The organism is Streptomyces sp. NPDC015032 (assembly GCF_043080425.1).
Taxonomy (GTDB): domain Bacteria; phylum Actinomycetota; class Actinomycetes; order Streptomycetales; family Streptomycetaceae; genus Streptomyces.
Window position 1 is genome coordinate 164,660 of record NZ_JBIBVN010000012.1, and the last position, 20,697, is coordinate 185,356.

The following is a 20,697-nucleotide window of genomic DNA, read 5'->3' on the forward strand; positions in this document are numbered from 1 at the left end:
GGGGGAAGAGGAACGATCATGTCGAAACTTCCGGGGTGGCTCGGCCGTCTGGGCGCCGAACTCACCGAACTGGGCGAGCGGCTGGAACGACGCAGGGCCGAGGCCGAGCGGGGCGGGGGCGAGCCCATCCGGCCGGTCGAGCCGCCGGTGCCGGTCCCAGCCGCACCCGCGGGATCCGACGCCGCCGGAGCCGTACCGGACGATGCGGCCCGTCGCGACACCGCGGCCGCCGACCATGTGCCGCCGCCGCCCGCGTACGCCCCCTCCGTGGCTGCCCGGCCCGATCCGGTTGCCGCGATCCCCTGGGGCATGCGGGTCGCGGCCGAGGCGGGCTGGCGGCTGCTCGTCCTGGCGGGCACGCTCTGGGTGATGATGGGGGTCATCAGCGCCGTCGAGCTGGTCGTGCTGGCCTTCGTCGCCGCGCTGCTCGTCACCGCGATGCTGCACCCGACCGTCGCCCGGCTCAGGCGGTACGGGCTGCCGCGCGGGCTGGCCACCGCGGTCACCGCGATCTTGGGCTTCGTCATCATCGGGCTGGTCGGATGGTTCGTGGTCTGGCAGGTCATGGACAACATCGACACCCTCTCCGACAAGGTGCGGACGGGTATCGACGACCTGAAGAACTGGCTGCTCGACGGCTCCTTCCATGTCACCGAGCAGCAGATCAACGACGTCGCGAAGAACCTCAGCGACACCATCGGCACCCATGCCGAACAGATCACCTCCGCCGGGCTCCAGGGCGTCACCGTGATGGCGGAGTTCGTCACCGGGATGCTGCTGGCGATGTTCTCGACGCTCTTCCTGCTGTACGACGGGAAGCGCATCTGGCACTGGACGCTGAAGCTGGTGCCCGCGCAGGCCCGGCCGGGTGTCGCGGGTGCCGGTCCGCGGGCCTGGCGGACCCTGACCGCCTACGTGCGGGGCACGGTCCTGGTGGCGCTGATCGACGCGATCTTCATCGGGCTCGGGATCTGGTTCCTCAACGTGCCGATGGCGGTGCCGCTCGCCGTCTTCATCTTCCTCTTCGCCTTCATCCCGCTGATCGGCGCAGTGGTTTCCGGTGCGCTCGCGGTGGTCGTCGCGCTGGTCACCGAGGGCGTGTTCACCGCGCTGATGGTGCTGGCCGTGGTGCTCGCCGTGCAGCAGATCGAGGGCCATGTGCTGCAGCCGTTCATCCTGGGACGCGCGGTACGGGTGCATCCGCTCGCGGTCGTCCTCTCGGTCGCCACGGGCGGCGTGATCGCGGGCATCGGCGGAGCGGTCGTCGCGGTGCCGCTCGTCGCGGTCACCAACACGGTGGCCGGCTATCTGCGTTCGTACGGGCAGGGGGAGGCGCTGCGGCACGCACCGCCGCCGCACGGGGCGTCCGCGCTCGATGTCGCTCCGACGCCGGCGCCGGGCTCGCCGCCCGAGGACACCGACCACGGCGACGACGAGGGCGGCGGCGGCAAGAAGGCCACCTGAACCAGAAGAAGGGCCCCGGGGACGGTCGGTCGTCCTCGGGGCCCTTCTCGTACAAGGGGTACTGCTGGTCCTACTCGGCGAGCACGGCCTCGGCTTCGAGGGTCACGCCGACCGCCTGGATCACCGAGGCGATCTTGACGGCTTCCTGAATGGTCTCACGGTCCACGCCGGCCTTGCGCAGCACCTGCTCGTGGGAGTCCAGGCACTGGCCGCAGCCGTTGATCGCGGAGACCGCGAGCGACCACAGTTCGAAGTCGATCTTCTCCACACCGGGCTTGCCGATGACGTTCATCCGCAGGCCCGCGCGGAGCGTCCCGTACTCGGGGTCCGACAGCAGGTGCCGGGTCCGGTAGAAGACATTGTTCATCGCCATGATGGCGGCGGCCGACTTCGCGGCGGTGTACGCCTCCGTGGAGAGGTTGGCCTTCGCCTCCGGCTCCAGCTCGCGCAGCACCTTCGGCGAGCGCGAGGCGATCGCGCAGGCGAGGACGGTGCCCCACAGCTGCTGCTGCGGAAGCTCGCTGTTTCCGATGACCGAACCGAGGTTCAGCTTCAGGTCCTTGGCGAAGTCCGGGACGGCGGCCTTCAGTTCGTCGAGTGCCATGTCGCCGTCAGCTCACTCGCCCGCGAGGAGTGCGACCGGGTCGAGGGTGTTCTCGCCCTTGGTCCAGTTGCACGGGCACAGCTCGTCGGTCTGCAGGGCGTCGAGGACCCGCAGGACCTCCTTGGGGTTACGGCCCACGGAACCGGCGGTCACCATCGTGAACTGGATCTCGTTGTTCTGGTCGACGATGAAGACGGCGCGCTGGGCGAAGCCGTCCTCGCCCTCGATGCCGAGCTCACGCATGAGCTCGTGCTTCGAGTCGGCCATCATCGGGAAGGGCAGGTCGGTCAGGTCCGGGTGGTCCTTGCGCCAGGCGTGGTGCACGAACTCGGAGTCACCGGAGAAGCCGAGGACCTGGGCGTCACGGTCGGCGAACTCGTCGTTCAGCTTGCCGAAGGCGGCGATCTCGGTGGGGCACACGAAGGTGAAGTCCTTCGGCCACGCGAAGACGATCTTCCACTTGCCCTCGTAGGTCTTGTGGTTGATCTGCTCGAACTCCTTGCCGCTCTCCAGCGAAACACAAGCAGTCAGGTCGAACTCGGGGAACTTGTCACCGACAGTGAGCACGCGCTCTCCTTGTTGCGTAGGAATTCCCTTATGAGGGAGTTCCTGAGGGTTGGACGATCTCCACCTTGGCACAGAGTGCATTGATCGCGGAAATAGCTACAATCGGTCGTGATGATCGGAGGTGCCTATCAGTGGTGCGGAGCAATCAGGGGAATCGGACCAAACAGCCCAGCCTGTCGCAGCTGCGCGCCTTCGTGGCCGTCGCCGAGTACCTGCATTTCCGGGACGCGGCGGCAGCTATCGGGATGAGTCAGCCGGCACTCTCCGGGGCCGTGTCGGCGCTGGAGGAGGCACTGGGCGTCCAGCTCATCGAGCGTACGACCCGCAAGGTGCTGCTCTCGCCGGCCGGGGAGCGGCTCGCGGTGCGGGCCCGGGCGGTGCTGGAGGCCGTCGGTGAGTTGATGGAGGAGGCCGAGGCGGTCCGGGCGCCGTTCACCGGAGTGCTCAGGCTCGGTGTGATCCCGACCGTCGCACCGTACCTGCTGCCGACCGTGCTGCGGCTGGTCCACGAACGTTACCCGGAGCTGGACCTCCAGGTGCACGAGGAGCAGACCTCCTCGCTGCTGGAGGGGCTGGCCGGGGGGAGGCTGGACCTGCTCCTGCTCGCCGTGCCGCTCGGTGTGCCGGGCGTGACCGAGCTTCCGCTCTTCGACGAGGACTTCGTGCTGGTGATGGAGCGGGACCACTGGCTGGGCGGGCGCACCGACATCCCGCGCGAGGCCCTGCGCGAGCTGCCGTTGCTGCTGCTCGATGAGGGCCACTGCCTGCGCGACCAGGCGCTCGACATATGCCGGGAAGCGGGGCGTACGGAGGGCGCGCCGGTCACCACGACCGCGGCCGGGCTCTCGACGCTGGTGCAGCTGGTGGCCGGCGGGCTCGGGGTGACGCTGCTGCCGCGTACCGCGGTGACGGTCGAGACCGGCCGGAACGATGCGCTGGCCACCGGGTACTTCGGGGATCCCGCACCGTCGCGGCGGGTGGCGCTGGCGATGCGGACGGGGGCGGCGCGGCAGGAGGAGTTCGAGGAGTTCGCGGCGGCGCTGCGGGGGGCGATGAGGGCACTGCCGGTCCGGGTGACGGCGGGCAGGTAAGGGGCGGGAAGAGGGGAGAAGGGGAGAAAAGGGGAGAAGGGGTGCGGTCCTCCGTTTCGGGGACCGCACCCTCGCGGCTACCGCGACGTCACTCCGTCCGCAGTCCGTCCGGACGCATCATGCGCCACAGCGGTGGCAGCGACAGGACGGTGACCAGCAGGATCAGCGCCGCGCCCGCCCCCGCCATCGGCAGGAACAGCCACCAGTCGGTCACCTTCTTGCTGATCATGCGGACCATCACGGCCCCCAGGCCGATACCGCCGACGATCGCGACCACCAGCCCGATGAGGACGGGAACGGCGGTCTGCCAGAGCACCGACCAGCCGAGCGTGGTCCGCCGGGTGCCGAAGGCGACCAGGACGGACAGCAGCCGCTTGCGCTCCCGCAACTGCTCCAGCTGCGAGACCAGCATCGCGGCGGCGATCAGCAGCAGCGTCACGGTCCCGCCGACCTGGAGCCCCCTCTGCACACTGGCGTACTGCCGGTCGCGGACCACCGACTCCAGGGCGACGACGCGCATCCCCGGGTCGAGCTCGGCCGCCGTGTTCCGTACGTACTCGGAGACGTTCTCGACGCTCCGGTCCACCCGGATCTGCGCGTTGGTCTGGGCGTGCGGCAGGGTGGTCGGGTCGATCGCGCCGACCGTGGCCATGATGCCCCAGTGATCCTGGCCCATCGGATCACGGCGGGTCTGAACGGTCCGGGCGTCGGTGGGCAGGGTCCACAGCTTCGACTTCTCGCCGGGCTCCGACCCCGCCATGGAGTTGAGTTCGACCGGCTTGCCCTTGCGGGCCGTCTCGTCCATCCACGTGGCCATGTCCTTGTCCTGGGGGCGGACGACGAAGACATCGCCCTCCTCGCAGGAGCTGATCCGGGCGATCTCGCGCAGGGTCGCGCAGTCGCCGACGGTCAGCGAGGTGGTGGGCTGGACCTCGTCGTCCTTGTACTTTCCGGGTTTGACGACGTACGTCTCGACCATCCCGATGACCCCGGTCACCCCCTCGGTGGCCCGGAACTTCTTGATGGTCCGCGTGGCCGCGTCGCCGGTGACGGTCGCGGAGAACGTGAAGAACTGGGCCCGCGTGGGGTCCTGCCCCGTCATCCGGCTGAACTCGTTGCCCACCGCGGCGAACAGCATCTGCAGCGCCACCGCACCCGCGACCGCGACCGTGATGCCGCTGACCGCGCGGGAGGCCGCGCTGCTGCTCAGCTGGAGCCTGCGGGTGGCGAGCTGCCAGGGCACCGGGCCGCCGCGCAACCGGTTCACGCACGCCTCGACCAGCCACGGCAGCAGCAGCGCGAGCCCGACGAGCACCAGCACGGCGCCGCCCGCGATCGGATACGGGTTCACCTCGGTGCCCGTCTTGCCGGACAGCACGAGTATCGCCAGGCCCGCGACCGGAACCAGCAGGCGCCACCAGAGCCGGCGCTTGTGGTCGCGGCCGCTTCGCACGACTCCGAGCGGTTCGATGACCACCGAACGCAGGGCAATCAGCGTGACCAGCACCGCCGCCACCGGAACCGCGACCACGACCAGCGCCGCCAGCCAGGGGTCGGGAACCAGGTCCGCGGGGAAGGCGCTGACGTCCCACACCTCGACGGAGCCCATGAAGTGACGCCCCACCAGGAAGAAGACCAGGCCGGCCAGCAGCCCGAGCACCGCCCCGAAGAACGCCTCGCCGGCCGCGATCCGGCGGGTCATCCGGCTGTCCGCACCCACCAGACGCAGCGCGGCGAGCCTGCGGTCGCGCCGCTCGCCGCCGAACCGCACGGCCGTCGCGATGAAGATCGCGACCGGCATCAGCAGGACGACGCAGATCATGATGGTCAGCACGACGAGGATCGGCGACAGGGGATGGGGCGGGCCCGGGTCGCCGTAACCGGCGATCCGATGGCCGCCGTTGGCGGGAGTCAGTGTGTCGCTGCCCGCGTAGTAGAACAGCTCTCCCGGAGAGATCAGGCCGGGGTCGGCGATCGTGCCGGTGATCCGGTACGGCAGCCGCTCCCTGAGGAGGCTTCCCTCCGAGGAGCCGAGCAGCTCCTTCAGGGCGGGGGAGACCACCATCTCGTCCGCGCCGGGGAAGCGTGCCACACCCGGCGGGACGACCGGACGGGTACCGTCCGCACGCATCAGGTAGCCCCGGACGGTCCGGCCGCGGTACTCGGTCTCCGCGTTGATCCGGAGCACCGAGGTGTCGGTCTTCTCGGCCTGGGTGTCGGGCGATTCGGAGTTCGTGGTCTCGGAGCGGGCCTGGTCGCGCGCGGAACGGTGGTCGAGCAGCTGAGGCACGGAGGCGGCGACCAGCAGCAGCGCCACACCGAGGCCGACGCCGACGGCGGTCAGCAGGGTGCGGATCCAGCCCTCGCGCCCGCCGCCCGCGGCGAACCGGATACCGAGACCGAGGTCGCGGAGCCAGGCGGCGAAGCCGGTGGGCGCGGTGGGCCGGGGCGGTGTCGCGGCCGGTGCGTCCTTGTGGTCGAGCAGGGTCATCCGGCGTGCTCCAGATCCTGGGCCCGGCCGTCGCGCACGGTGACGTCGCGGTCGGAGTACGCGGCGACCCGGGCCTCGTGGGTCACCAGGACCACGGCGACATTGGTGGACCGGGCCGCCTCGGTGAGCAGTTGCATGACCCGCTCGCCGTTGAAGGAGTCCAGGGCGCCGGTCGGTTCGTCGGCGAATATCACCCTGGGGGAGGCGGCCAGCGCACGGGCCACCGCGACGCGCTGGCCCTGGCCGCCGGAGACCTCGCCGGGGCGCTTGCCGCCGACGGTGTCGACCTCCAGGCGCTCCAGCCAGTGGCGAGCGGTGGATTCGGCGACCTTGCGCTTGGTGCCGCTCAGCCGGAGCGGCAGGGCGACGTTCTCCACGCAGGTCAGCTCCGGGACGAGCTGGCCGAACTGGAAGACGAAGCCGAACTCGGTGCGGCGCAGGGTGCTGCGTTCGGCGTCGGACAGTGCGGAGAGCTCGCGGCCCGCGTAGGTGATCGTGCCCTTGTCAGGGGTGACGATTCCGGCGAGGCAGTGCAGCAGGGTGGACTTGCCGGAGCCCGACGGGCCCATCACGGCGACGACCTCGCCGGGGTGGATGGAGAACGACGCGCCGTCGAGCGCGGGCGTCGTTCCGTACGACTTGTACAGGCTGTCGGCGCTGAGCAGGGAGCCGGTGGGGGTCATGCGCCCACCTCCGCGGCGAGCCGGTCGAGCCGGGCGGCGGTCAGTTCGAGCCAGCGCAGATCGGCTTCGAGATGGAAGAGCGCGTGGTCGCAGATCAGCTGGTCGGCGAGGTCGCCCTTGCGCTTGCGGTCGGTGAGGATGCGCATGAGGCGCAGATGCTCCCCGCGCTGGGCGTCCAGCAGGGTCTCGGCGCTGCGGCCGGTGAGCAGGGCCAGGACGACCTTGGTGTAGAGCGTCGACTGGAGGTACGGCTCGGGCTTCTCCGGCTGCGCGAGCCAGGTGCCGACGTCGGTGATGCCCGCCTCGGTGATGGCGTACCGCTTGCGCTCGGGGCCGCCCCCGCTCTCGACGCCGTCGACCTCGACGAGGCCGCTCTTGAGGAGCCGGGACATGGTCGAGTAGACCTGCCCGTAGTGCAGGGGGCGGTCGTGGCCGAACTTCTCGTCGAAGGCGCGCTTGAGGTCGTAGCCGTGGCGGGGGCCGGACTCCAGGAGCCCGAGCAGGGTGTGGCCGATAGACATGCGCAGCACTATACACGGCATGTATACCTCGGGTGTATACGAGTCTCCCGCCCTCGGGCCTCTGGGCCCCGGCCTCCCCTCCCGGACCCCGGCCCCTCGAACCCCGAATCCCGAGCCCCGAACCCCCGAGCCCCGAACCCCGGGGGCCCCGGAGTCACTCGGGGGGCGGGGACTTCGGGGGCCGCCCTCGGCGGGGAATCGGGCGGGCCGTGCCGGGCAGGCGGCCGGCCTCGGCCAGCGCCCTGCGCAGCAGGAACTCGATCTGGGCGTTCGCGCTGCGCAGCTCGTCGGCGGCCCAGCGGGAGAGTGCGTCGTGCACCGCGGGGTCCAGCCGCAGCAGCATCTGCTTGCGCTGCTGCGGCTGCGGCGGCTTGTGCCCGGGGGTCTCTTCCGTCACTGGTCTTCCGTCACTGGTAAAGAGTGCCCGTGTTGAGGACCGGCTGCGCCGCGCGGTCACCGCAGAGCACCACCATCAGATTGCTGACCATGGCGGCCTTCCGCTCCGAGTCGAGCTCGACGATGTCCTGCTCGGCGATCCGGGTCAGCGCCATCTCGACCATGCCGACCGCGCCCTCGACGATCTGCTGCCGGGCCGCGACCACCGCGCCGGCCTGCTGGCGCTGAAGCATCGCGGAGGCGATCTCGGGAGCGTACGCGAGATGACTGAAGCGCGATTCGATGATCCGTACGCCGGCGGCCTGCACCCGGGCGGTGAGCTCCACGGCCAGCTTCTCGGTGATCTCCTCCGCGTTGCCGCGCAGCGAGAGGGCGCCCTCCTCATGGGCGTCGTAGGGGTACTCGATCGCGATGTGCCGGACAGCCGCCTCGGTCTGGGTGGCGACGAACTCCAGGAAGTCGTCGACCTCGAAGAGTGCCTGCGCGGTGTCCTCGACCTTCCAGACGACGATCGAGGCGAGCTCGATCGGGTTGCCGTAGGCGTCGTTGACCTTCAGGACCGCGGTCTCGTGGTTGCGGACCCGGGTGGAGATCTTCCGGCTGCTGGTGAGCGGATTGATCCAGCGCAGCCCGTCGGTGCGGATCGTGCCGACGTACCGGCCGAAGAGCTGGATCACCCGCGCCTCGCCCGGTGCGACCATCTTCACACCCGTCATGCAGAAGAACGAGGCGATGACGAGCAGGACCCCGAAGATGCACACCGGTATGCCCACGCCGTTGTTCCCGTTCGAGCCGACGACGCCGCCGACGATGGCCAGGCCGATGCCGGCGATCACCCCGACCACAGTCAGCAGCAGGCCGAGACCGCCGGGGATGCTGTGCGCCGTCACCTCTCTCACCTGCGGTTCGGGCATCTCAGGCATCTCGGGCGCGAGGTCGGCGGTCAGGGTGGACACGGTGTGCGGATTGCCTTGGTCGGGCATGGGATCCCCCGTTTCGAAAGACTGGCAGAGAAACACTCAGTGCTAGCAATGTGATTACACATTACCTGGATTCGCAACCCTGGGCGCCTCTCATGAGTCGGTTCCCTAGAGAACGGGTGCTGATTGTCACGTCCGGAAAAGACCACATCGCTTGCTTTTTGTCCTCGCCGACGGTGTTAGCTGGCTGGGCTGAGCTGTGGTCGAGCAGAGAAAGAGGAGCAACACAGAGATGGGTCGAGCGGATGCGCGACGAGCCCAGGGGCGCGAGTCGCGTCGGGCCGCGAAGAGCGGCGGCATACGCAGACTCTTCACCTGGCGGAAGATGCTGGGCACGTTCCTCGGGTTCTGCCTGCTGATCATGGGCGCCTTCGTGGCGCTGTACATGTACGTGGACATTCCCAAGGCCAACGCCTTGGCCGAGCGGCAGAGCAACGTCTACCAGTACAGCGACGGCACCGTGCTGACCCGCACCGGTGACGGGGTCAACCGCCAGATCGTGGACCTCTCCGAGGTGCCCAAGGAGGTGCAGCACACCTTCGTCGCCGCCGAGAACAAGACGTTCTACCAGGACCAGGGCGTCGACTTGAAGGGCACCGCGCGCGGCCTCCTCAACACGCTCACCGGCAAGGGCAAGCAGGGTGGCTCGACCATCACCCAGCAGTACGTGAAGAACTACTACCTGACGCAGGACCCGACGATCAGCCGGAAGCTCAAGGAACTGGTGATCTCTCTCAAGGTCGACCAGCAGAAGAGCAAGAGCGAGATCCTCGCCGGGTACATCAACACCGCCTACTACGGACGCGGTGCGAGCGGGATCCAGGCCGCGGCGCAGGCCTACTACGGGGTCGACGCCAAGGACCTCAACGTCTCCCAGGGCGCCTACCTGGCCGCGCTGCTCCAGGCCCCCAGCCAGTACGACTGGTCGTCCGCCACGGAGACCGGCAGGAAGCTCGTCAAGGACCGCTGGGGCTACACGCTCGACAACATGGTCGAGATGCACTGGCTCGGCAAGTCCGAGCGCGACAAGCTGGAGTTCCCGGTCCCGGACAAGCCCAAGCCCGCCAAGGGCATGGAGGGCCAGACCGGCTACCTCGTCGAGGCGGCCAACAAGGAGCTGGACAAGCAGGGCATCACCGCGGAGGTGCGGCGGACCGGCGGCTGGACCTTCACCCTCAACATCGACCGGAAGCGGCAGAAGGAGCTGGAGAAGGCGGTCGACCGGCAGCTGGAGTCCAAGCTGGACCGCAAGGGCAACAAGGTCGACGCGACCGTCCAGGCGGGTGCCACCTCCGTCGATCCGAAGACCGGTGCCGTCGTCGCGCTCTACGGCGGGGTGGACTATGTCAAGCACTACATATCCAACGCCACGCGCCAGGACTACCAGCCCGCCTCCACCTTCAAGCCGCTGGTGCTCGCCTCCGCCCTGGAGAACGAGTCGAAGACCCAGGGCGGCGACCTGATCGGCGTCAACACCCGTTACGACGGCACCAGCAAGCGCCCCGTCGTGGGCAGCGACACCCCGTTCGCCCCGCAGAACGAGGACGGCGTCAGCTACGGCGATGTCACCGTGCAGAAAGCGATGAACAACTCGATCAACTCGGTCTTCGCGCAGATGGTGGTCGATGTCGGCCCGTCCGCGGTGAAGAAGACCGCGCTGGATCTCGGCCTCCCCGACAAGAACTTCCCCGAGCGTCCCGCCATCACGCTCGGCACGATGAACGCCTCGACCTGGGACATGGCGGGGGCCTACGCCACGCTCGACAACCACGGCAAGAAGATCACCCCCTTCATCGTGAAGTCCGCCAAGCACCGCGACCGGACGGTCGAGCCGGTCAAGGGCGTCGGCGACCAGGTGATCAGCCGCAAGTCCGCCGACACCATCACCTCCGTCCTCCAGGGCGTCGTGGAGAGCGGCTCCGGCAGCAAGGCGGCCAACGCCTCGTACCAGGCGGCGGGCAAGACGGGTACGTCGGAGAACAACAAGTCGGCCTGGTTCGCCGCGTACACCCCGGACCTCACCACCGTCGTGGCGCTCTTCGGCGAATCCCCCAAGGACGGCGGCGGCCAGGTCACCCTGACCGGTACCGCCAACTCCGGCCGGGCCAACGGTGGCGGCTTCCCGGCGGAGATCTGGGCGGACTACACCCTCGATGCGCTGAACGGCGGTTCCGGGGCCCGGTTCGACCTCCCGGACGTCGAGCGCGGCCAGGTCACCCTGCCGTCCAGCCCGCCGAACACCCCCTCGGCACCGGAGAGCCCCACGCCGCCCCCGTCCCAGGAGCCGAGCCGGCCGGCGCAGAGCCCGAGCGACAAGCCCAGCCCGCCGGCCAGCCAGTCGCCGGAACCGCCGGCGAGCCAGTCCCCGGAGCCGCCGGCGAGCCAGAGCCCGGGGCTGCCGGACGGGGGAGCGGACTCCGGAGGGCCGGGCAACGGCAACAACGTCGCGAAAAACCCGCCCGGACAGTGAGGGCATGAGGACATGAGGACATGGGTGAGGGGCGGTGCCGGCCGGCACCGCCCCTCACCCATGTCCGCCGCGTACGACGGTGTCAGCCGCCGTCGACCTTCTTCGCGATCCGGTCGCCGAGATCCTTGTCGACATTGCGCCAGTACTGCAGCGCGCGTTCCAGGACCGGGGCGCTCACACCGTCCAGCAGATGGCCGGAAATGTTCGACACCAGCCGCTCGCGGGCTGCCTCGTCGAGGACCTTGCGCACCAAGGTGCCCGCCTGGCCCCAGTCGTCGTCCTCGCGGTGCAGCTTGTACGCCTCGTGCACCATTTCGCCCGCCGTGGCCCAGCCCGCCGGGTCGCCGAACCGCTGGGTGTCCGCAGTGGGACCACCGTACGAGTTCGGTGCGTAGACCGCTCCCGTACGCGTCGGCTCGTACCGCATGGGGCCGTCCTTCGCGTACGAGTTCCGCCCGAACCTCGGACGGTTCGGGGGCAGCTGCGCGTAGTTCGGCCCGATCCGGTACCGGTGGGTGTCCGGGTACGAGAAGAGCCGGCCGAGCAGCATCTTGTCCGGCGACGGACCGATGCCGGGCACCAGGTTCGACGGCTCGAAGGACGCCTGCTCGATGTGGACGAAGAAGTCCTCGGGGTTCTCGTCGAGCGTCATCCGGCCGACTTCGATCTCCGGGTAGTCGCCGTGCGGCCACACCTTCGTGAGGTCGAACGGGTTGAACCGGTAGTCCGGCGCGTCCTCGAACGGCATGATCTGCACGTACAGCGTCCAGCTCGGGTGGTCACCGCGCTTGATCGACTCGAACAGGTCGCGGCGGTGGACGTCCCCGTCGACGCCCGCGATCTCGTCCGCCTCGGCCTGCGGGTAGAAGTCGATGCCCTGGTCGGTCTTGAAGCGGTACTTCACCCAGAACTTCTCGCCGCCGGCATTCACCCACATGTAGGTGTGCGAGCTGTAGCCGTTCATGTGGCGGTACGTCCTCGGGATGCCCCGGTCACCCATCAGCCACGTCACCATGTGGGCGGACTCCGGGGAGAGCGTCCAGAAGTCCCACTGCATGTCGTGGTCGCGCACCGCGCTGTCCGGGCGGCGCTTCTGCGAGCGGATGAAGTCCTGGAATTTCATCGGGTCGCGCACGAAGAAGATCGGCGTGTTGTTGCCGACCATGTCGTAGTTGCCGAGCTCGGTGTAGAACTTCAGGGCGAACCCACGGGGGTCGCGCCAGGTGTCGGGGGAGCCCTGTTCGCCTGCGACCGTGGAGAAGCGGGCGAGCATGGCGGTCTGCTTGCCCGGCTGGAAGAGGTCGGCCTTGGTGAACTGGCTGACGTCGTTGGTCACCTTGAAGAATCCGTAGGCACCGGAGCCCTTGGCGTGGACCACTCGTTCGGGGACCCGTTCACGGTTGAACTGGGCCATCTTCTCGATGAGGTAGTGGTCCTGGAGCAGGATCGGCCCGTCGGATCCGACGGTGAGCGAGTGTTCGTCGCTCTCCACCGGGATTCCGGCGTTGTTCGTGGTGTAGGGGGTGTTCAGAGTCTTGGGGGTATGCAGTTCCTCGGGCACGAGCGTCCTCCCGTCGGTGGGGGTTTCGGTCAGGTCGTCTCGTTCACGACTGAAGTCAACTCCGCCGACAGGAGGTCGGCAACATTTGGCTACCGTCTGTGCAGGGCTCTTCCCCGTGCCCGGTCCGGGCCCTCTCTACTGGCCCCGGGTCGGCATCTCGAACCAGACCACCTTGCCCGTCGAAAGACGTGTCGCGCCCCACCGCCGGGCCAGCCGGTTCACCAGGAACAGGCCGCGGCCGCCCTCGTCCATGTCCCGGGCCCGGCGCTGCCGGGGCAGCTGCGGGGCGTCGTCACCGACCTCGCAGCGCAGGGTGTCGGTCCGCAGCAGCCGCAGCGTCACCGGCCGCTCCGCGTAGCGCACGGCATTGGTCACCACCTCGCTGACCAGCAGCTCCATCGAGTCGGAGAGATCGTCGAGCCCCCAACGGCTCAGCGCCCGGCGGGCCAGTCTGCGGGCCCGCCCCGGAGCGGTCTCCTCCGGTTCCAGGTGCCAGTACGCGACATCGCTCGGCGCGATCCCGTCGAACCGGGCGGCGAGCAGCGCGATGTCGTCGTCCCGGTCGCCGGGACCGAGCATGTCCAGGACGTCGTCGCACAACGCCTCCAGCGGCGGCGAGTGGTCCGGGCCGGTCAGCCCGGCGGTGGTGGCGAGCCGTTCGCGCAGCTGCTCGATCCCGGTCCAGACGTCCCGCAGCCGGGATTCCACCAGACCGTCGGTGTACAGCAGCAGCGTGGCGCCCGCGGGCGCGTCCAGTTCGACGGCCTCGAAGTCCACCCCGCCGACGCCGATCGGGGCGCCGGACGGTACCCGCAGCACCTCCGCGCGGCCGCCCAGGTGGAGCAGGACGGGCGGCGGATGCCCGGCGTTGGCGATCGTGATGCGGTGCGCGACCGGGTCGTACACCGCGTACAGGCACGTCGCCATGCGGTCGCTGCCGAGCCGCTGCGCCTGCTCGTCGAGGTGGTGCAGCACCTCCTGCGGCGGCAGGTCCAGCCCGGCGAGGGTCTGCGCGGTGGTGCGCAGCTGGCCCATGATCGCCGCCGAGGTCATGGAGTGGCCCATGACGTCCCCGACGACGAGGGCGACCCTGCTCCCGGGCAGCGGGATCGCGTCGTACCAGTCGCCGCCGACCCGGGCCGTCTCGGCGGCCGGGAGGTAGCGGGAGGCGAGCCGGACGCCGGTCGGCTGCGGCAGCGAGTCGGGCAGCATGGTGCGCTGGAGCTCGTCGGCGATGTACGCCTCGCGTCCGTACAGCACGGCCTTGTCGATGCCCAGCGCGGTGTGCGTCGCCAGCTGGGCGGCTACCAGCAGGTCATTGGCCTCGAAGGGCGGCCGCTCGGTTCCGCGCAGGAATACGGCGGCGCCGATCACCCGTCGCCGGCCGCGCAGCGGGGCGAGGATCGCCCGGTGTCCGGTGGGTACGGTCCGGCCGGAGCCGAGCAGTTCGGGCAGCGCGGCGCGGGCCGCCGCGGAGTCGCCGAAGACCGGCCGCACCCCGCGCAGCACCTCGGCGAGCGCGCCGCCCGAGCGGACCTCGCACAGATCCGCCGCGGGCGGCAGATCGCCGTGCGGGTCGATGACGGGCAGCCGCAGGCGTTCGATCTCCGACGAGGTCTCGGTCTCCTCCTCGTTCAGCCGCAGCCGGTCCGACCGGCGCAGCCGCAGCACGAACGGGGAGACCGGCCGCTCGTCACCGACCGGGAGCGGGTCGCGGAGATAGACCAGTATGGCGTCGGAGAACGTCGGCACGCTGGCCCGGCACAGGCCCAGCACGATCTCGTCCAGGTCTATGCCGCGGGCGATCCGCCGGGTGGCGGCCCCCACGAAACGCAGCCGGTCGCCCTCGCGACGGGCGGCGGCCTGGGGGTCGAGTCCTGGGGGGCCGGGGCTCACCGCGGAAGCGGCGGGAGCCGCCGGACTGGCCGCGGCGCCCGGCGCCGTGGCGGGGCCGGGGATCGCGGCGGTGGCAGGGGAAGCAGCCGGCGCGGCGTCCTGCTGCCGCGGCCGGGTGCGTTCCTGCGACCGGGCGGCGAGAGGCTGCCGGCCTTCGTGGGAGGTGGGATGCTCCGTCACGCGTGGGGTTCCGTCCGTCCGGGCCGGTTGTATGAGGCAATCACCTCGTGAGGCGCTACTGTGCCCCGGCAAGAGCGGTGATAACAACGGCTGTCACCGGATGCCCCCGAAAGAGGGGCCGAAACCGGATGCCCGCAGGGTGGTTCGCCGACAACGTTTCCGGTGACGGGGCGGGCGACAGCGAGCACGTCTCCACCCCCTCGTAGTGGCTCATGCGATTCATACGACTGATGTGGCTCATCCAGCTCATGCAGTGCGTGGTGCTCGTGCGATGACTTGCGGTCAGGTCCGGTGCCGCGCGCCCCGGTTGGAGCGGTGCGGCTCTCCGGAGGGCGATCCTACGTTTGCCCCCCTGGGGTGGGACAAGGGTCTCACGATGCCATGGGGGAGGGGGTACGGTCCCAGTCATCCGGGAGCATGGGAACGCGCCAGTGCGGATCGGGCCGCCAGTCCTCCCAGCCGTCCCGGAACGGCGTCCCCCATGCCCGGATCACCTCGACGGCCGCGTGGCCCGCCTCCCGCACCCGCCGAGCGGTCCGCGGGGTCATCAGACCGACCCGCTGCGCCTGGGCGAACTCGTCCTCGTCGCGCCAGACCCAGCTGCGGTCCGGGTGGACGGAGATGTCGAGAAAGTGATCCTCGGAGTCGACGCCGCCCGCCCAGCGGGTGCGCGGTTCCTCCAGGTTCACGTACCAGCTGCGGAACTTCCAGCCCTGCTCCCAGAACAGCCACACCGACCAGGGTTCACCAGGACGGGCGAGCTTCAGCACGCCGTTTCCGAGCCAGGGCGAGCGGGCGGTGGTGCGCGGGGCGGTGTAGCGGGTGGCGAGCGGCTCGTCGTGCACCTCGGTGCCGTTCGCCAGCACCGGCTTCACGCACTCGGTGCCGGGCGCCACCCACACGGCGAGCAACGCGTCGGTGTCCTGGACGACGGTGACGGGGCGGCAGATGTGCACCGGGGCCGGGGCGGGGTCCGGCGCCTCCCCGGGCAGCGGGCCGTTGCCGCGGTAGCGCCACAGGATCTGATCGCCCGGCGCCCAGTGCTCGATGTACTCCGTACCTGCCATGGGCAGATCCTAAGTGCTGTCCCGTAACCCCTGGCGGGCGCACGACGACAGCTACTTCCCCAAGCTCTCGGCTGCGCTCGAGCAGGGGAGGCCCCATCCTCGCCGCGTTGTCGGAATGTCCGAATACATCCAGTATGCGGACGTCCCTCAGCCTTGCGATGCACCGCATCTGACGCCGCGCGCTGATCCACCAGGGATTACGGGACAGCCCTTAGGCCGACCGGCACGGGGAGGGCGGTGTCCGTCCTCCCCGTGCCGGTCGGCCCAGGATCTGCCGCGGCCCCCGCGCCGCGAGGCGTATCACGGGCGGGTCATACGCAGCACGTCCAGTGCCTCGTCGAGCTGCTCCACCGTGAGATCGCCGCGTTCGACGTATCCCGAGGCCAGCACCACCTCGCGGATCGTCCGGCGCTCGGCCAGGGACCTCTTGGCGACCTTCGCCGCCTCCTCGTAGCCGATGTACTTGTTCAGCGGGGTGACGACGGACGGCGAGGACTCCGCGTACTCCCTGGCCCGCTCCGCGTTCGCGGTGATCCCGTCCACCGTGCGGTCCGCGAGCAGCCGGGAGACGTTGGCCAGCAGCCGTACCGACTCCAGCAGGTTCTTCGCGATGACCGGCAGCATCACATTCAGTTCGAAGTTGCCCGCCGCGCCCGCGACGGCGACCGTCGCGTCGTTCCCCATCACCTGGGCCGCGACCATCAGGACGGCCTCGGGAATGACCGGATTCACCTTCCCCGGCATGATCGACGAGCCGGGCTGGAGGTCGGGCAGGCTGATCTCGGCCAGGCCGGTGCGCGGCCCGGACGCCATCCAGCGCAGATCGTTGGAGATCTTGGTGAGCGAGACGGCGAGGGTGCGGAGCTGGCCGGACGTCTCCACGAGCCCGTCCCGCGCGCCCTGTGCCTCGAAGTGGTCCCTGGCCTCGGTGAGCGGCAGCCCGGTGACGCGGGCGACCTCGGCGATGACGGCGGCGGAGAAGCCGGGCGGGGTGTTGATGCCGGTGCCGACGGCCGTGCCGCCCAGCGGCAGCTCGGCGAGGCGGGGGAGGGACGCGCGGAGCCGTTCGATCCCGTACCTGATCTGCGCCGCGTAGCCGCCGAACTCCTGGCCCAGGGTGACGGGTGTGGCGTCCATCAGATGCGTACGGCCCGACTTCACGACCGTCGCGAACTCGGCGGACTTGCGCTCCAGCGCGGTGGCCAGATGGTCCAGTGCCGGGATCAGCTCGCCGGTGACGGCGGCGGTGGCGGCGATGTGGATGGAGGACGGGAAGACGTCGTTGGACGACTGCGAGGCGTTGACGTGGTCGTTGGGATGGACCTCGCGGCCCAGGCGTTCGGTGGCGAGGGTGGCCACGACCTCATTGGTGTTCATGTTGGACGAGGTGCCGGACCCGGTCTGGAAGACATCGATCGGGAAGTGGGCGTCCCAGCGGCCGCCGGCGACCTCCTCGGCGGCCTCCTGGACGGCCAGGGCGATATCCGGGTCGAGCACTCCCAGTTCGGCGTTCACCTTGGCAGCGGCCGCCTTGATCCGGGCCAGGGCCTCGATGTGGGCCCGCTCCAGACGCTGCCCGGAGATCGGGAAGTTCTCCACCGCGCGCTGCGTCTGGGCCCGCCACCTGGCGTTCGCGGGCACCCTCACCTCGCCCATCGAATCGTGCTCGATGCGGAAATCCGTGCCGTCCGCGGGGGGCTGTGCGGTGGCCTGTGCGTCGTCCATGGGGTTCAACCTCCTGAAAAAGTTGAGCACTTGTCTCGTTCTGTGTATTCCCAAGTTGCCTACCGGCCAGTAAATACCGGGGGTGCTGCATTTCCCCGGGGGACGACCCCCGTACCCCCGTGCAGCAACCCGGGGAGGCGCAATGAGGCGCACCAGGCACAGACTTCGCAGTACGGTCGCGGCCGCCGCGGCCATGGCGGCGGCATTCGGCGGCATGGCCGCCGCCGCAGGACCGGCGGGTGCGGCGGACCGGCCCGGTACCACCACTACCGCATCCACCCCCCTCTCGCCCGAACTGGAGGCCATCCGCGCCGCCGAAGCCACCCGGCTGTACGGCGACCCGGCCGAGCGCCCGCTCGCCGACCGCAAGACCGGGCTGATCTCGCTCGGCGACAGCGAGATCTCCGGCGAGGGCGTCGGCACGTACGAGGCGGGCACCGACGGCCCCGACAACTGGTGCCACCGCTCGCCCGACTCCGCCATCCACCGCACCGGCATCCCGGCCGACGTCACGTACAACGTCTCCTGCTCCGGCGCGTACACCGGCAACATCGTGATCGGCGGTTCGAAGCAGTACGCCGACGAACTCGTGCAGAGCGACAACCTCGCCATCAAGGCGCGCAACACCCGCATCAAGATGATCGTGCTGGTCGCCGGCGCCAATGACGACCTCCAGTTCGGCCCGGTGATGACGGACTGCGTCCAGCGCTGGGTGCTCTCCCAGGGGACCTGCCGGCCGCAGTACGAGGGCGGCTGGCAGGCGCGCGTCGACGGACTCGTGCCCGAGGTCGAGAAGACGGTGCGCGACCTGAAGACCGTCATGTCCGACGCCGGATACACCAACGGCGACTACAAGCTCGTGGTCATGGGCTACCCGAGCCCCATCGGACCGGACTTCTACGACAACCCGGACTTCCCCGGCAAGCTTCCCGGCGGCTGCGCCGGCTACGACTCCGACGCCGCCTGGGGCCGCAACGTCGCGGTCCCCGCCTTCGAACGCGGTATGCGCAGGGCCGCCGCCGACACCCGGGCCGTCTACCTCGACAACTCCCGGCTCTTCCACGGCCACGAGGTCTGCAGCGAGAACACCTGGGCCCGCGGCCTCTCCATCGACCTGTCGCACTTCCCGCCGGACTCCAACTCCGTCCGGCAGTCCTTCCACCCGAACGAGCGGGGGCACGGCGCCTTCGCGTCCTGCCTGACCCAGATCTACCACTCGAACCTGCGCGAGGCGAGCTGCGCCGATCCGGCGAGCACCGGGCAGCCGGTGCTGGAGGCCGCGGCGTGGGACGACGTCTTCAGGCCCCTGAAGAACGAGGCCACGGGCACCTGCGTGGACGTTCCCGCCTCGGTGACCCGCAAGGACACCGGGATCGGCGGCTGGGACTGCCACGGCGGCCGCAACCAGGGCTGGTGGTACGACTCCGGCACGAAGAACCTCCGTACCGAGCTGGGCCACGACCGGTGCCTCGACGTGCCGGGCGCCGACTACAGGGCGGGCGCCGCGCTCATCCTGTGGAACTGCTCCGGCGCGGCCAACCAGCAGTTCGTCAAGGAGTCGGGCACCGTGCGTCCGGCGGCCGCCACCGGGCTGTGCCTCACGCTCGCGGCGGCCGAGGACCCGCTGAAGCTGCAGACCTGCGACGGCAGCGCGAAGCAACGGTTCGCGTAACCGCGTCCCGCGAGGGGGAGGGGCGGGCCGGTCTCGGTCCGGGCGGCCAGGACCGACCCCGCCCCCGCCCCTCCCCCTCGGGTGCGTGGCCCCGGCCGCCCCCGCCCCTCCGCCCCGGCCGCCCTCGTCCCTCCGCCCCGGCCGCCCTCGTCCCTCCGCCCCGGCCGGTGCGTCAGCCGGACGTCATGAACGCGCCCAGGACAGCGGCCAGATGACCGGGGTCCGCGGCCCCGCACAGCTCACGCGCCGAGTGCATGGACAGCCCCGGCACCCCCACGTCGACCGTCGTGACACCCAGCCGGGCCGCGGTGAGCGGGCCGATCGACGTGCCGCACGGCATCGCGTTGTTGGAGACGAACGGCTGCCACGGTGCCCCCGCCCGCTCGCACGCCGCCGTGAACACCGCCATGCCGGTGCTGTCGGTGGCGTACCGCTGATTGACGTTGACCTTGACCGTGGGACCGCCGTTGGGCAGCGGCTGGTGGCCCGGGTCGTGCCGTTCGGCGTAGTTGGGGTGGACCGCGTGTGCCATGTCGGCGGAGACGCAGAAGGCACCGGACAGGGCGCGGGACCAGTCCTCGGAGCTGCCGCCGCGCGCGGCGACCGCCCGGCCGAGGACGCGTTCCAGCAGCGGGCTCTGCGCCCCGGTGTCCGAACCGCTGCCGACCTCCTCGTGGTCGAAGGCCGCCACGACGGGGATGTACGAGGGCTCCTCGGCCGCGGTCGCCGCGGCCACCAGGGCCGTGACACCCGCATGCACCGAAACCAGGTTGTCCAGCCGCGCGGACACCACGAACTCCTGGTCCGCGCCGAGATATCCGGGCGGCTGGATGTCGTGGAGCATCAGGTCCCAGCCGAGGATGTCGCCCCGCTCCACCTCCGCGGCCGCCGCGACCCGGCGCAGCAGCGCACCCTCCTCGGGCGCCCCGAGCGCCCACAGCGGGGCGAGATGGCGCTGCCGGTCCAGGGCGAGCCCCTCATTGACCGTGCGGTCCAGGTGGATGGCCAACTGGGGCACCCGCAGCAACGGTTCGTCGATCTGGACGAGCCGGGACTCGACGCCGCCGCCCGGGCCGCGCAGCGCGAGCCGTCCGGAGATGCCCAGATCGCGGTCGAGCCAGGTGTTCAATGGAACGCCGCCGTAGACCTCCACGGCGATCTGCCGCCAGCCCGCCGACCCGGTGTCGGGGGTGGTGGGCTGCTGTCGGTTTGCTGCGTTGAAGTGGGTTGTGGTGAGCAGGGGTGGGTCCTGGCGGTGGGTTCGTGGGGTGGGAACGGGGGTTCTGGGGTCGAATGGGTGACCTTTGCGGTTGGTGCTCGTTGGGCTGG

The 20,697-nt window shown here is 70.2% G+C and carries 15 protein-coding genes and 1 pseudogene; 4 read left to right on the forward strand and 12 right to left on the reverse strand.

Features of this window, described 5'->3' with window-relative positions:
• Nucleotides 1–18 precede the first annotated feature (18 nt).
• A complete protein-coding gene (locus tag ACF08M_RS19530) occupies nt 19–1,464 on the forward strand; it encodes an AI-2E family transporter (protein ID WP_392186492.1) in 1,446 nt (481 codons plus the stop codon).
• A 70-nt stretch (nt 1,465–1,534) separates the two neighbouring features.
• Here ACF08M_RS19530 and ACF08M_RS19535 read toward each other — a convergent pair whose 3' ends face one another.
• Both ACF08M_RS19535 and ACF08M_RS19540 read right to left on the reverse strand, forming a co-directional pair.
• Nucleotides 1,535–2,068, reverse strand: a complete 534-nt coding sequence (locus tag ACF08M_RS19535; protein ID WP_392186493.1) for an alkyl hydroperoxide reductase — start codon at nt 2,066–2,068, stop codon at nt 1,535–1,537.
• 12 nt (nt 2,069–2,080) lie between these two features.
• Complete coding sequence (locus tag ACF08M_RS19540) at nt 2,081–2,635, reverse strand: peroxiredoxin (protein ID WP_392186494.1); 555 nt, start codon at nt 2,633–2,635, stop codon at nt 2,081–2,083.
• Between the two features lie 131 nt (nt 2,636–2,766).
• Here ACF08M_RS19540 and ACF08M_RS19545 point away from each other — a divergent pair, with 131 nt between their 5' ends.
• On the forward strand, nt 2,767–3,726 hold the full coding sequence (locus ACF08M_RS19545) for a hydrogen peroxide-inducible genes activator (protein ID WP_392186495.1): 960 nt from the start codon (nt 2,767–2,769) through the stop codon (nt 3,724–3,726).
• A gap of 88 nt (nt 3,727–3,814) precedes the next feature.
• On the opposite strand, the gene ACF08M_RS19550 is transcribed toward ACF08M_RS19545, so the two are convergent.
• The 5 genes from ACF08M_RS19550 to ACF08M_RS19570 form a co-directional block, all read right to left on the reverse strand.
• Complete coding sequence (locus ACF08M_RS19550) at nt 3,815–6,217, reverse strand: ABC transporter permease (RefSeq protein WP_392186496.1); 2,403 nt, start codon at nt 6,215–6,217, stop codon at nt 3,815–3,817.
• Nucleotides 6,214–6,900, reverse strand: coding sequence for an ABC transporter ATP-binding protein (locus tag ACF08M_RS19555; RefSeq protein WP_392186497.1), 687 nt, complete (start codon nt 6,898–6,900; stop codon nt 6,214–6,216). The genes ACF08M_RS19550 and ACF08M_RS19555 overlap by 4 nt, the downstream gene beginning before the upstream one ends.
• Nucleotides 6,897–7,421: a PadR family transcriptional regulator gene (locus ACF08M_RS19560; protein ID WP_392186498.1), complete on the reverse strand. Its 525-nt coding sequence runs from the start codon at nt 7,419–7,421 to the stop codon at nt 6,897–6,899. The genes ACF08M_RS19555 and ACF08M_RS19560 overlap by 4 nt, the downstream gene beginning before the upstream one ends.
• Before the next feature lie 154 nt (nt 7,422–7,575).
• Nucleotides 7,576–7,764 (reverse strand): hypothetical protein, encoded by a 189-nt coding sequence (locus ACF08M_RS19565; protein ID WP_392186558.1) that lies wholly within the window; start codon nt 7,762–7,764, stop codon nt 7,576–7,578.
• 64 nt (nt 7,765–7,828) lie between these two features.
• Nucleotides 7,829–8,740 carry an SPFH domain-containing protein gene (locus tag ACF08M_RS19570; RefSeq protein ID WP_392186559.1) on the reverse strand — a complete coding sequence of 304 codons (912 nt, stop codon included), beginning with the start codon at nt 8,738–8,740 and terminating at the stop codon, nt 7,829–7,831.
• A gap of 289 nt (nt 8,741–9,029) precedes the next feature.
• Here ACF08M_RS19570 and ACF08M_RS19575 point away from each other — a divergent pair, with 289 nt between their 5' ends.
• Nucleotides 9,030–11,267, forward strand: coding sequence for a transglycosylase domain-containing protein (locus ACF08M_RS19575; RefSeq protein WP_392186499.1), 2,238 nt, complete (start codon nt 9,030–9,032; stop codon nt 11,265–11,267).
• 82 nt (nt 11,268–11,349) lie between these two features.
• Here the strand turns inward: ACF08M_RS19575 and ACF08M_RS19580 are convergent, their stop codons facing one another.
• The 4 genes from ACF08M_RS19580 to ACF08M_RS19595 form a co-directional block, all read right to left on the reverse strand.
• Nucleotides 11,350–12,828 carry a catalase gene (locus ACF08M_RS19580; protein ID WP_392186500.1) on the reverse strand — a complete coding sequence of 493 codons (1,479 nt, stop codon included), beginning with the start codon at nt 12,826–12,828 and terminating at the stop codon, nt 11,350–11,352.
• 135 nt (nt 12,829–12,963) lie between these two features.
• Nucleotides 12,964–14,904 (reverse strand): SpoIIE family protein phosphatase, encoded by a 1,941-nt coding sequence (locus tag ACF08M_RS19585; protein WP_392186501.1) that lies wholly within the window; start codon nt 14,902–14,904, stop codon nt 12,964–12,966.
• A 371-nt stretch (nt 14,905–15,275) separates the two neighbouring features.
• On the reverse strand, nt 15,276–15,971 hold the full coding sequence (locus ACF08M_RS19590) for a DUF402 domain-containing protein (protein WP_392186502.1): 696 nt from the start codon (nt 15,969–15,971) through the stop codon (nt 15,276–15,278).
• A gap of 300 nt (nt 15,972–16,271) precedes the next feature.
• Entirely contained in the window at nt 16,272–17,696 is a 1,425-nt protein-coding gene (locus tag ACF08M_RS19595; protein WP_392186503.1) for a class II fumarate hydratase, read from the reverse strand.
• Between the two features lie 142 nt (nt 17,697–17,838).
• Between ACF08M_RS19595 and ACF08M_RS19600 the strand changes: the two genes are divergently transcribed.
• Nucleotides 17,839–19,368 carry a ricin-type beta-trefoil lectin domain protein gene (locus tag ACF08M_RS19600; RefSeq protein ID WP_392186504.1) on the forward strand — a complete coding sequence of 510 codons (1,530 nt, stop codon included), beginning with the start codon at nt 17,839–17,841 and terminating at the stop codon, nt 19,366–19,368.
• Nucleotides 19,369–19,540: 172 nt separating this feature from the next.
• On the opposite strand, the pseudogene ACF08M_RS19605 reads toward ACF08M_RS19600, so the two are convergent.
• Nucleotides 19,541–20,614, reverse strand: a pseudogene (locus ACF08M_RS19605) (M18 family aminopeptidase); the annotation flags it as partial.
• Nucleotides 20,615–20,697 lie beyond the last annotated feature (83 nt).